This is a genomic window from Bradyrhizobium sp. STM 3809, from assembly GCF_000239795.1.
Lineage (GTDB): Bacteria > Pseudomonadota > Alphaproteobacteria > Rhizobiales > Xanthobacteraceae > Bradyrhizobium.
Window position 1 is genome coordinate 1 of sequence record NZ_CAFJ01000688.1, and the last position, 11,010, is coordinate 11,010.

General features: G+C 66.5%; 11 protein-coding genes and 1 pseudogene. 10 read left to right on the forward strand and 2 right to left on the reverse strand.

Going from position 1 to position 11,010, the window contains the following annotated elements; translation table 11 throughout:
* The 8 genes and pseudogenes from BRAS3809_RS36275 to BRAS3809_RS30295 all read left to right on the forward strand — a co-directional run.
* Positions 1 to 679 (forward strand): annotated as a pseudogene (locus BRAS3809_RS36275) (hypothetical protein); the annotation flags it as partial.
* A 287-nt stretch (positions 680 to 966) separates the two neighbouring features.
* A complete protein-coding gene (gene sfnG / locus BRAS3809_RS30265; protein WP_008965827.1) occupies positions 967 to 2,079 on the forward strand; it encodes a dimethylsulfone monooxygenase SfnG in 1,113 nt (370 codons plus the stop codon).
* 9 nt (positions 2,080 to 2,088) lie between these two features.
* Positions 2,089 to 3,003 carry an ABC transporter ATP-binding protein gene (locus BRAS3809_RS30270; RefSeq protein ID WP_008965828.1) on the forward strand — a complete coding sequence of 305 codons (915 nt, stop codon included), beginning with the start codon at positions 2,089 to 2,091 and terminating at the stop codon, positions 3,001 to 3,003.
* A complete protein-coding gene (locus tag BRAS3809_RS30275; protein WP_008965829.1) occupies positions 3,003 to 3,893 on the forward strand; it encodes a branched-chain amino acid ABC transporter permease in 891 nt (296 codons plus the stop codon). The genes BRAS3809_RS30270 and BRAS3809_RS30275 overlap by 1 nt, the downstream gene beginning before the upstream one ends.
* Positions 3,893 to 4,948, forward strand: a complete 1,056-nt coding sequence (locus BRAS3809_RS30280) for a branched-chain amino acid ABC transporter permease (RefSeq protein WP_008965830.1) — start codon at positions 3,893 to 3,895, stop codon at positions 4,946 to 4,948. Before BRAS3809_RS30275 ends, BRAS3809_RS30280 begins: the two co-directional genes overlap by 1 nt.
* Before the next feature lie 27 nt (positions 4,949 to 4,975).
* Positions 4,976 to 6,334: an ABC transporter substrate-binding protein gene (locus BRAS3809_RS30285; RefSeq protein ID WP_008965831.1), complete on the forward strand. Its 1,359-nt coding sequence runs from the start codon at positions 4,976 to 4,978 to the stop codon at positions 6,332 to 6,334.
* Between the two features lie 204 nt (positions 6,335 to 6,538).
* Positions 6,539 to 7,315, forward strand: a complete 777-nt coding sequence (locus tag BRAS3809_RS30290) for an ABC transporter ATP-binding protein (RefSeq protein ID WP_008965832.1) — start codon at positions 6,539 to 6,541, stop codon at positions 7,313 to 7,315.
* Between the two features lie 27 nt (positions 7,316 to 7,342).
* Complete coding sequence (locus BRAS3809_RS30295; RefSeq protein WP_008965833.1) at positions 7,343 to 8,539, forward strand: acyl-CoA dehydrogenase family protein; 1,197 nt, start codon at positions 7,343 to 7,345, stop codon at positions 8,537 to 8,539.
* 25 nt (positions 8,540 to 8,564) lie between these two features.
* Here BRAS3809_RS30295 and BRAS3809_RS30300 read toward each other — a convergent pair whose 3' ends face one another.
* Positions 8,565 to 9,014 carry a hypothetical protein gene (locus tag BRAS3809_RS30300; RefSeq protein WP_008965834.1) on the reverse strand — a complete coding sequence of 150 codons (450 nt, stop codon included), beginning with the start codon at positions 9,012 to 9,014 and terminating at the stop codon, positions 8,565 to 8,567.
* Positions 9,015 to 9,374: 360 nt separating this feature from the next.
* Here BRAS3809_RS30300 and BRAS3809_RS30305 point away from each other — a divergent pair, with 360 nt between their 5' ends.
* The gene (locus tag BRAS3809_RS30305; protein ID WP_240535806.1) at positions 9,375 to 9,632 is read left to right on the forward strand and encodes a hypothetical protein; all 258 of its coding nucleotides are present in this window, start codon (positions 9,375 to 9,377) and stop codon (positions 9,630 to 9,632) included.
* Positions 9,633 to 9,781: 149 nt separating this feature from the next.
* Positions 9,782 to 10,372 (forward strand): NADPH-dependent FMN reductase, encoded by a 591-nt coding sequence (locus tag BRAS3809_RS30310; RefSeq protein ID WP_008965836.1) that lies wholly within the window; start codon positions 9,782 to 9,784, stop codon positions 10,370 to 10,372.
* A 59-nt stretch (positions 10,373 to 10,431) separates the two neighbouring features.
* On the opposite strand, the gene BRAS3809_RS30315 is transcribed toward BRAS3809_RS30310, so the two are convergent.
* A complete protein-coding gene (locus BRAS3809_RS30315; protein WP_008965837.1) occupies positions 10,432 to 10,698 on the reverse strand; it encodes a hypothetical protein in 267 nt (88 codons plus the stop codon).
* Positions 10,699 to 11,010: the final 312 nt, after the last annotated feature.

Below are 11,010 nucleotides of genomic sequence, written 5' to 3' on the forward strand. Positions count from 1 at the left end.
GCGCGGCGATCTTAACGGCTGCTTCGCGCGCTCCCCGGTGCGCCGGGCGTTCTGGTCACCGTGCACGATGACGCGCCTCTCCGCGCGCCACCGTGGGGGCATCGGCGTCGGGATGCCAGGACCACGCGACTTGACCGTACGTGACGGCAACGTTCGTCGGCGCAAGAATGCGCTGCGCTGCCATCGCGTTCACCGCTCCTCCCGCTCCACGTCCGTGACGACCGCGAACCGTCCCTCTTGCGAGCGGGAGATGGCGCCAGGAGAGCATCGAACCTGCTTTAGGAAAAGCGGAATATTTTTGGCCGCGGGACTGGACAGGGCAAATCAGCCTGATGCGCCTGGAGAAAATCGCTTCTCCGCGCAGCGCTGGATCGCTGCCTTCAACCTCCAGATGTTCGAGGATCCTGGAAGAATTCGTACTGATTTGCCCGACGGGCAGTGCTGTTCTTCTTTTTTCGAGATTGGCCCGACGAGCGGACGACCGGGATTTGTTTCTATTAGTTCGTCTCCGACGACGAAGTCTCCGGTCCACGGAACCGAAACACGGCCGAAAGCAAGATTGATCCACGTCGGGCCAAACTACGGAAGACGGTTTTACCTCCTCGTCCAAAAAGAGACGGTCTTGGACTCGCTGGCTCAGCGCTTCTCTGCGACACTTCATGCGTCGGTCGAACGGTGATTGACAGAGGGGATTTGCATGATCGGCAACAACGGCAACGACTCCATTGATGCGCTTGCGCGCACGCATGGGAGCCTGCTGCGCACGGTCTGCGCCTGGTTCTGTTGATCTTGTGACATGACGGCCGGGGCGCATCGACGCCTCGGTATCGGCAGGCGCGGCCTGCTCATCGAGCCATATCGCCAAGCCAACCGAGATGTGCTGCCAGCCGGCAGCGCAGACGCCGGCGGCCGTCCTCATCGAGGCGGCGCGGTGTTCATGACGATCAGGACTAGTGAGGAAAGCACATGACGACCACGGATTCGTCCATCAAGTTCGCCTATTGGGTGCCCAACGTCTCGGGCGGCCTGGTGATCTCCAACATCGAGCAGCGCACCAGCTGGGACATCGGCTACAACAAGAAGCTGGCGCAGATCGCCGAGGCCTCCGGCTTCGATTATGCGCTCAGCCAGATCCGCTTCACCGCCGGCTACGGCGCCGAGTATCAGCATGAATCGGTCTCGTTCAGCCATGCGCTGCTCGAGGCGACGACCAAGCTGAAGGTGATCGCGGCGATCCTGCCGGGGCCGTGGCATCCGGCCGTGGTTGCCAAGCAGATCGCCACCATCAATCATCTCACCGAAGGGCGCGTGGCGGTGAACATCGTCAGCGGCTGGTTCCGCGGCGAGTTCGCGGCGATCGGCGAGCCCTGGCTCGATCATGACGAGCGCTATCGCCGCTCGGAGGAGTTCATCCGCGCGCTCAGGGGCATCTGGACCGAGGACAATTTCAACCTGCGCGGCGACTTCTACCGCTTCACGAACTACTCGCTGAAGCCGAAGCCGATCGATCCGCAGCCCGAGATCTTCCAGGGCGGCAGCTCGCGCGCGGCGCGCGACATGGCTTCGCGTGTCTCCGACTGGTACTTCACCAACGGCAATTCGGTCGACGGCATCAAGGCGCAGGTCGACGATATCAGAGCCAAGGCGAAGGCCAACAATCACAAGGTCAAGATCGGCGTCAATGCGTTTGCGATCGCACGGGACACCGAGGCCGAGGCGCAGGCCGTGCTCAAGGACATCATCGATCACGCCAACCCCGACGCCGTGCATGCCTTCGCACATGAGGTGGCGAATGCCGGCAAGGCGTCTCCGGAGCGTGAGGGCAATTGGGCGAAATCGACGTTCGAGGATCTCGTCCAGTACAATGACGGCTTCAAGACCAATCTGATCGGCACGCCGCAGCAGATCGCCGAGCGCATCGTCGCGCTGAAGGACGTCGGCGTCGATCTCATTCTGCTCGGCTTCCTGCACTTCCAGGAGGAGGTCGCCTATTTCGGCAAGCATGTGATCCCGCTGGTGCGCGAGCTGGAAGCCAAGGCTGCGGCCAAAGCGGGCGTGCGCGTCCAGGCGGCGGAGTAGGGCACGGCAATGCTGTTGAGCGGGCTCACCACTCCGTTGGACGTGCTGGCGCTGGAGACCTGGGCGCCGGGAACGGCGCGTCAGGTGCTCGCGGCGGAGCCGTCCGGCGCATCGGCACCGGTCGCGGACGGGGCGCGTGCGGTGCTGCGGCTCGCCAACATCTCGCTGTCGTTCGGCGGTCTCGCGGCCCTCCGCGATATCGATCTCGATGTCGCGGAGGGCGAGATCCGCGCCGTGATCGGTCCGAACGGCGCCGGCAAGAGTTCGCTGCTCAACGTCGTCAGCGGGCTCTACCGGCCGGATCAAGGGGAGGTCTGGTTCGGCGATCATGCGTTCCGGCAGGTGCCGACCGCGCAGCTCGCGCGCCATGGCGTCGCCCGCACCTTTCAGAACCTTGCTTTATTCAAGGGGCTCTCCGTCTTCGACAATGTGCTGATGGGACTGGCGCACCGCGTGCGGGCCGGCTTCATCCGCCAGGTCGTCGGTACGCCCTTGGCGCGTCGCATCGAGGCCGAGAACCGCGCCGCCGCGGAGGACGTCATCGGCTTCCTGCATCTGCAGGAGGTGCGCGACCGCATCGCCGGCACATTGCCCTACGGCTTGCAGAAGCGGGTCGAGCTGGCGCGCGCGCTGGTCGCGCGTCCAAGACTGTTGCTGCTGGACGAACCCTTCGCCGGCGTCACCCTGAGCGAGAAGCAGGAACTGGCGCAGCACGTGCGCGGCGCGCGCGACTGCTACGGCACGACCATCGTGCTGATCGAGCACGACATCGGCATCGTCATGGATCTGTCCGACCACATCGCCGTGCTCGACTACGGCCGCAAGATCGCCGACGGACCGCCGGCCGAGATCCGCGCCAACCAGGCGGTCATCGATGCCTATCTCGGCGTCGCCCATGAGGACGAAACGGAGCTCGCGATCTGATGTTCGACTATCAATTCCTGATCGAAGTGCTGGTCGGCGGGCTGCTCTCGGGCGTGATGTATTCGCTGGTCGCGATCGGCTTCGTGCTGATCTACAAGACCTCGGGCGTGCTCAATTTCGCGCAGGGCGCCATGCTGCTGTTCGCGGCGCTGACCTTCGTCAGCCTGGTCGAGCGCGGCACGCCGTTCGCGCTGGCGCTGCTGGCGACGCTCGCCATCATGGTGCTGCTCGGCATCACCATCGAGCGCACGGTGCTGCGGCCGCTGATCAACCAGCCGCCGATCACCCTGTTCATGGCGACCCTGGGCCTGTCCTACGTCATCGAGGGCGCGGCGCAGCTGTTGTGGGGCACGCAGGTCCATGGCCTCGAGATCGGCGTCAGCGACATCCCGTTCGACATCGGCGGTGTCTTCATCAGCCGCTTCGACCTGTTCGCCGCCGGCGTCGCCGGCAGCCTGGTCGCGCTGTTCACGCTGTTCTTCCGCTACACCCGGACCGGCCTCGCCTTCCGCGCCGTCGCCGATGATCAGTTCGCCGCGCTCGCCGTGGGCCTGCGGCTGCCGCGGGTGTGGGCTGCGGTGTGGACCGCGGCCGGCATCGTCGCGCTGGTGGCGGGCCTGCTGTGGGGGGCGCGGCTCGGCGTGCAGTTCTCGCTGTCGCTGGTGGTGCTGAAGGCGCTGCCGGTGCTGGTGCTCGGCGGCTTCGATTCGATCACCGGCGCGATCGTCGGCGGCCTGCTGATCGGCGCCATCGAGAAGCTCGCCGAAGTCTATGTCGGACCGTTCTTCGGCGGCGGCATCGAGGCCTGGGCGGCCTATGTGGTCGCGCTGGCGCTGCTGCTGGTGCGGCCATCAGGCCTGTTCGGCCAGAAGCTGGTGGAGAGGGTGTGATGACGGTGATCACCGAGACCGCTTCGGCGCCCGCACGATCGACGTGGCTGACGGCCAATGTCGCCGGCCTCGTCCTGCTACTCCTGCTCGGCTACGGCCTCGTGCCGCTGATCGGCTCCGACTATCTGATGGACGCGGTGCTGACGCCGTTCCTGGCGCTGGCGCTGGCGGCGGTCGGGCTCAACGTGCTGACCGGCTATGCCGGCCAGGTGTCGCTGGGCTCGGCGGCGTTCCTCGCGGTCGGCGCTTATGCTGCCTACAATCTCAACTTGAGATTGCCGGGCTTGCCGCTCCTCGCCAACCTCGTGCTGGCCGGCGGCATCGCTGCCGCTGTTGGCATCGTGTTCGGCCTGCCGAGTCTGCGGCTGCGCGGCTTCTATCTCGCGGTCTCGACCTTGGCGGCGCAGTTCTTCGTGCAGTGGGCGCTGACGAAGTTCGGCTGGTTCTCCAACGACAATGCGTCCGGCGTGATCGACGCGCCGGTGATCCGCATCGGCAGCCTGACATTCTCCTCGGCAACCGGCCGCTATGTGTTCTCGCTGACAACAGTCGCGATCGCCACCGCGCTGACGGCGCGGCTGCTCGCCTCGCAGACGGGGCGCAACTTCATCGCGGTGCGCGATCACGAGGTCGCGGCCAAGGTGATCGGCGTGCCGCTGTTGCGGACCAAGCTGCTGGCGTTCGGCGTCTCCTCGTTCCTGATCGGCGTCGCCGGTGTGCTCTGGGCGTTCGCTTACTTGCGCACGGTCGAGCCGGCCGGCTTCAACCTCGATCGCTCATTCCAGATCCTGTTCATCATCATCATCGGCGGGCTCGCCTCGCTGCGCGGCGCCTTCATCGGCGCGGCCTTCATCGTCGTCTTTCCGCTGCTGCTGTCGCGGCTCGGAGCCGCGGTGCTCGGCAGCCTGTTCGACTCCGGCGTGCTCGAGATGAGCCAGCGCATCGTCATCGGCGCGCTGATCATCGCCTTCCTGATCGCCGAGCCGCGCGGCCTCGTCGCGCTGATCGATCGCGCGGTGGCTGCGACTCGCCGCTTCCGTTCAACCCGGTCCTGAAACAGTCACACCAGAAGGAGAATCATGATGACGACGTTCAGACAAGCAAAGCTGGCCAGGAGACTGACCATGGGCGCGGTGCTCGCCCTCGGGCTGGCCACCAGCCTGCCGGCGCTGACATCGCCGGCAAGAGCCGACGAGCAGTTCTTCCCGCTGCAGAGCTATCGCGTCGGTCCCTACGCCGCTGGCGGCACCGGCTTCTTCGGCGGCTTCATCGACTATCTCAACCTCGTCAACATTCGTGACGGCGGCGTCAATGGCGTCAAGCTGACCTGGGACGAGGGCGAGACGCAGTATGAGGTCGAGCGCGGCGTCGAGGTCTATGAGCGGCTGAAGAGCCGGCCGGGTGTCGCCGCCTGGAATCCGCTCTCGGTGGGCATTGCGTATGCGATGATCGACCGCATCAGCAAGGACAAGGTGCCGCTGATCACCATCAACCATGGCCGCACCGATTCCACCGACGGCCGCGTCTTCCCCTACGTGTTCCCGCTGCTGCTCAATCCCTATAGCGAGACTTCGGGCATCGTGAACTACATCGCCGCGCGCGAAGGCGGCCCGGAGAAGCTGAAGGGCAAGAAGCTCGTCGTGCTGTATCACGGCTCGCCCTACGGCAAGGAGACGATCCCGATCTACAAGCTGCTCGCGGACAAATACGGCTTCGAGCTCGAGCAGATCGAGGTGCCGCATCCCGGCAACGAGCAGCAGTCGCAATGGCTGTCCATCCGCCGCGCCAAGGCCGACTATGTCGTGCTGCGCGGCTGGGGCGTGATGAATCCGGTGGCGCTGAAGACGGCGCAGAAAGTGGGCTTCCCGGTCGACCACATCATCGGCAATGTCTGGTCCAACTCGGAGGAAGACGTGATCCCCGCGGGCGACGCAGCCAAGGGCTATGTCGCGATCACGACGCAGGCATCGGGCGCCGAATATCCGGTGCTGCAGGAGGTCATCAAGACCGTCTACGGCGCCGGCAAGGGCAATCTCGACGACAAGAAGCGGATCGGCAGCGTCTACCACAATCTCGGCATCGTGAACGGCATCCTCAACGTCGAGGCGGTCCGCATCGCGCAGGAGAAGTTCGGCAAGCGCACCCTGACCGGCGACGAGGTGCGCTGGGGATTCGAGCATCTCCAGCTCGATCCGGCGCGGGTCGAGGCGCTCGGCGCCAAGGGCCTGTTCCACTCGATCAACGTCACCTGGGACAATCACGAGGGCAATGGCCGCGTGACCTTCCAGCAGTGGGACGGCGCCAAGTGGAAGGTCGTCTCCGACTGGATCTCGCCGGACTGGGCGGCGCTGCGGCCGATCATCGAGAAGTCCTCGACGGCCTACGCGCAGGAGCACGGCATCAAGATCCGCACCTCGGGTGATGATCCGGTGGGGCAGTAAGTTGACCATGCGCGGGGGCGATGCTCCCGCGCACCGATCGGGGCCTCATGGTTCGAGACGGCGCTGCGCGCCTCCTCACCATGAGGTTCGGAGTTTCCCGCGAATTCGGACCTCGTCCTGAGGAGCACGCCGCAGGCGTGCGTCTCGAGGGACGGCCGCAAAGCAAGTCCCGGCGACACTCTGCGGAGTGAAGGAGTTCTCATCATGAGCGACGTGCTGCTGTCGGTCGAGCATCTGGCCGCGACCTATGACCAGGCGATCCGCGCGGTCAGCGACGTGTCGTTTGCGGTCCGCGCCGGCGAGATCGTGGCGGTGCTAGGCGCCAATGGCGCGGGCAAGTCGACGACGCTGCAGGCGGTCTCGGCGCTGCTGCCGGCCCGGCGGGGCCAGATCACCGGGGGCCGCATCATCTATGACGGACGCGACGTGTCGTCGTCCTCGGCCGCGCAGCTGGTGCGCGCCGGTCTCGTGCCGGTGCTCGAAGGCCGCCACTGCTTCGCCTCGCTGAGCGTCGAGGAGAATCTGATCACCGGCGCGATCGGCCGCGATGCGCGGCGCAGCGAGATCAATGCCGACCTCGAGCGTGTCTATGCGCTGTTTCCGCAACTCACCCGCCACCGCCGCTCGGTGGCCGGGCTGACCTCCGGCGGCGAGCAGCAGATGACGGCGATCGGCCGCGCGCTGATGTCGCGGCCGCGGCTCCTGGTGCTCGACGAGCCGTCGATGGGGCTCGCGCCGCTGGTGGTCGAGGGCATCTTCCGCGCGCTGAAACGGCTCAATGCGGAGGAGGGGCTGTCGATCCTGGTGGCCGAGCAGAACTCCACCGTGGCGCTGCGCTTCGCCGACCACGCCGTCGTGCTGGAGGGGGGCCGCAGCGTGCTCGCCGGCCCCGCGCGCGAGCTCCGGCAGCGCCCGGACATCAAGCATCTCTATCTCGGCGGCGCCACTGCGGCGGCTGAGACAACCCAGGCCGTGGCCTGACTTTATCGGAAGAAGAGGAGACCGTTGATGGCGACCAGCACTGCCGCACGCAAGATCGACGACAGCCCGTATCCGCAGCTCGACGCCGTCGTGGCCGATGTGATCAAGGCCAATGCCGACCGCAACGACCGCGAGGGCCGCTTTCCCCGCGAGAACCTGCTGGCGCTCGCCGAGGCCGGCTGGACCGGCGCGCTCAACGACATCAGTCTCGGCGGGCTCGGGCTCGGCCATGTCGACTTTGCGGAGGCCGCCTACCGCATCGGCCAGGCCGACGCTTCGACCGGCCTCGTCTATGTCATGCATGTCGGCGCCGCCCAGACCATCAACCTGTTCGGCACCGACGACCAGAAGGAGCGCTGGCTGAAGGCGAACAATGGCCGGCTGCTCGGGACCTACTCGACCAGCGAGCGCGCCACCGGCGGGCACTGGTGGTACAATCTGTCGGAGGCCTCGCGCGACGGCGAGGACTATCGCCTCAACGCCGACAAGTCGTTCACGACGAGCTCGGGCCAGGCCGACTTCTACGTCGCCCAGACCCGCACCCCCGGCGCCAAGGACCAGGCCGACATCATCTTCTTCATCGTCGACGGCAAGGCCGAGGGCATCGAGTCAAAACCCTGGGAGGCGCTCGGCGTGCGCGCCAACCATTCAGGCCCCATCAGCTACAGGAACGTGCATGTCCCCAAGCGCGACCGGCTCGGCGCGGAGGGGCAGGGCAAGGAGATCATCTATGACGGCGTCTCGCCGGTCTACCTGATCGGCCTCGGCGCGGTCTGGGAGGGGCTGGCGCGCGGCGTGCTCAATGCGGCGGTCGCGCACACCACCGGCTTCGTCCACAAGGACCGCAACAAGAGCCTGTCCGACTACCAGGCGATCCGCCAGGAGCTCGGCACGGCCAAGGTGCTGGTCGAGAGCCTGCGCCCGTGGCGGATCGAGCTCGCGCACAAGCTCGACGAGCTGTGGCGCGCCGGCAAGCCGCAGAGCGAGATCCTGATCCCGCTGACCGAGTTCAAGGTGCACGCGGCCGAGGTCGCCAACAAGGTGGCGTCGACGGCGCTGACGGTGACCGGCGGCTATGGCTACCACCGCGGCCCGATCGAGCGCGCCTTCCGCGACGCCCGCGCCGCGATCGCGATGGGGCCGTCCAACATCATCGCGCGGGAGTGGATCGGCAAGGCGCAGGTCGGGCTGCCGCTCGAGCTGTTCTACGAAGGCGGGGAGTAAGCCCGTTGCTGCGGCGCGGCAGCGGCTAGCCGGCCATCTCTTCGGTCACGAGCGCGATCTCCTCGCGCTCGTCATCCTTGGCCGGGATCGCGTTGGCGGTCTCGGCCGTCTCGAAATCGTCCTCGGCGACCTCCTGAACCTCGACCGTCGCCGCCTCGGCCTGCTCGGCCGCGAGCTCGGCCGCGACCACGGCTTCCGGTGCGGCGTCGTCATTGGCCGGCTCGGCGAACAGGTTCGGCCCGGGAATGGTCGTCGGCACCACAGCGCGCGACTTGGGCTTGTACCAGGACGAGAACTTCTGCGAGAGCGTGGCTTCGAACTCGGCCAGCGGCAGCGTGTTGCCGTCCTCGTCGGTGATGACGACCTGCCAGCCCTCGGCCTCCATGACCTGGGCATTGGCGATCACGATCAGCGCGCTTTCGCGCTGCTTGCGGATCTTCTGCTGCTCCCGCTCGGCGATCATCGTGTACGCCATGACTCGACTCCCAACCATCGACTGAGGGTGCGATGGCCCGAAGCACCATCGGTTCGTCGTCACTACGCCGCGACAGTGTGGGCGCGGCTGGGCCGGATTGCGTTCGCCCAATGACAATTTGGCGGCGTCTCGCAGGTTCCGATGCTCGTCATGGAGTCGCGGATGCAACAGCCGGCAAAATAGTGGTGCAGTGAGACGACCGCGTGTTGAAGGCGCGCAGCCCTGTGTCATCATTGATTCTGCGGCGGCAACTGCTTCGCGGCGGCGCGAAAGCAGCGGGTGAACCGGAATCGAACCGGCGATCGAACCGGACAAACAGCGGGCGAATTGGGGACCTTGATGCGAACTCATCTGTTCAGGATGCGGAACTTGAATGTGGCGATGGCGGGGCTCGCGCTCGCGATGGTCGCCGGCCCGCGGGCGGGCCATGCCTTCACCGAGGACGACCAGCGGCGGCTGTGCACCGGCGACGTGTTCCGGCTGTGCTCGTCGGAGATCCCCGACCGCGAGCGCATCATCGCCTGCATGGTCAGGCAGCGCGCCAGCCTCAGCGACGGCTGCCGCAGCGTGTTCGGCCGGCCGTCCGAACGCTCCGCCTCGGCGACGGTGACGCGCTGAAGCCTGCGCCGAGCTACACCAAACGACGCGCCGCCGGCCGGCATCGGACCGACCCGCGGCGCGATGCCGATCCTCAATGACACTGATGCGTCGATGACATCGCGGGCGTGGTAGACTGGCACGGATCGTCCGGCCAGGAGTTGCCCGCCATGAGCAATCGCATCCTCGTCCTCTACGGCTCCTACCGCTCCGACCGGATGGGCATCCGGCTCGCACAATTCCTCGTGGATGGATTGCGCGGCAAGGGACAGGAGGTCGAGTTGATCGACGCCCAGGCGGTCGGCCTGCCGATGCTCGACCGCATGTACAAGGAATACAAGCCCGGCGAGGCGCCGGCCGCCATGGCCGAGCTCGCGGCCAAGATCCGGGCCGCCGACGGCTTCGTGTTCGTGACCGGCGAGTACAATTGGGGCATGCAGCCGGGGCTGAAGAACCTCACCGATCACTTCCTCGAGGAATGGTTCTGGCGGCCTGCGGCGATCGCCAGCTATTCGGCGGGGCGGCTGTCGGGCGCGCGCGCCGCCACGGCCTGGCATGGCACCTTGTCGGAGATGGGCATGGTCGTGGTGTCGAGCACGCTGGCGGTCGGACCGATCGGGCAGGCGCTGTCGGCCGAGGGCAAGCCCACCGGCGATTCCGGCGACGCGCTTGCGCAGGCGTTTCCGCGCTTTGCGGATGACCTGTTGTGGTGGGTCGAAGCGGGCCGGGAGCAGCGGGCGCGCAAGGCGCCGCCTTACTGAACTGATCTCAAGAACGAAAGCAGCCGGGGTGCGGCCCCGGCTGTCTCAGGTCTCGCCAACTACCGCGCGGTGCTGCTTGGCGTATTGGTCACCGACTGCTGCCGGCGAGGCGCGGCCGCTGCCTGGCCCTGACCCTGGCAGGGCAGCTCCTTCCAGGTCCCGTCCGGATCCTGCTGGTAGGCGCGGCAGGGTGAGGACGAGGTGGCCTGCGCGTCGGCCTGGGGTGTGCGGGAATTGGGCGTCTGAGAATTCTTCGCCAGTACGGGCGCTGCCGTGGAGACGAGGGCAGCCAGCGAACCGACGAAGATCATTGGGATGATCCGCATGTGGGGTTCTCCTGCTCGAAGCCAAGCCGATTCAGAGCCGGATTGTGGAAACATTGAGGCAAATTGTCGAGGCGGTACGGCGACGCTTAAGGAACACTTGCCGATGCAGCGGCCTCGTTAACGCGCCTGCGCGGCATGGTTGCAATCGCCAAAACTGTGGCGGGATCTGGGCTGGTGCCGTGCGGCTCCGGGCGCTAAGAGCGACATGACGCGCGTCAGCGCCCTCATGGCCGATGCAGCATTTCCAAAAGAGATGCCGGCGTTCGGTCAACGGACTCCGCCACAGTGGCCGGCGTTCCGACATCAGCCGCG

What these genes read in the sequence shown, in the direction of transcription:
- BRAS3809_RS30305 (WP_240535806.1), top strand. Translation starts at nt 9,375, where the DNA reads ATGCGGAACTTGAATGTGGCGATGGCGGGGCTCGCGCTCGCGATGGTC.
- BRAS3809_RS30310 (WP_008965836.1), top strand. Translation starts at nt 9,782, where the DNA reads ATGAGCAATCGCATCCTCGTCCTCTACGGCTCCTACCGCTCCGACCGG.
- sfnG (WP_008965827.1), top strand. Translation starts at nt 967, where the DNA reads ATGACGACCACGGATTCGTCCATCAAGTTCGCCTATTGGGTGCCCAAC.
- BRAS3809_RS30285 (WP_008965831.1), top strand. Translation starts at nt 4,976, where the DNA reads ATGACGACGTTCAGACAAGCAAAGCTGGCCAGGAGACTGACCATGGGC.
- BRAS3809_RS30290 (WP_008965832.1), top strand. Translation starts at nt 6,539, where the DNA reads ATGAGCGACGTGCTGCTGTCGGTCGAGCATCTGGCCGCGACCTATGAC.
- BRAS3809_RS30280 (WP_008965830.1), top strand. Translation starts at nt 3,893, where the DNA reads ATGACGGTGATCACCGAGACCGCTTCGGCGCCCGCACGATCGACGTGG.
- BRAS3809_RS30300 (WP_008965834.1), bottom strand. Translation starts at nt 9,014, where the DNA reads ATGGCGTACACGATGATCGCCGAGCGGGAGCAGCAGAAGATCCGCAAG.
- BRAS3809_RS30295 (WP_008965833.1), top strand. Translation starts at nt 7,343, where the DNA reads ATGGCGACCAGCACTGCCGCACGCAAGATCGACGACAGCCCGTATCCG.
- BRAS3809_RS30275 (WP_008965829.1), top strand. Translation starts at nt 3,003, where the DNA reads ATGTTCGACTATCAATTCCTGATCGAAGTGCTGGTCGGCGGGCTGCTC.
- BRAS3809_RS30315 (WP_008965837.1), bottom strand. Translation starts at nt 10,698, where the DNA reads ATGCGGATCATCCCAATGATCTTCGTCGGTTCGCTGGCTGCCCTCGTC.
- BRAS3809_RS30270 (WP_008965828.1), top strand. Translation starts at nt 2,089, where the DNA reads ATGCTGTTGAGCGGGCTCACCACTCCGTTGGACGTGCTGGCGCTGGAG.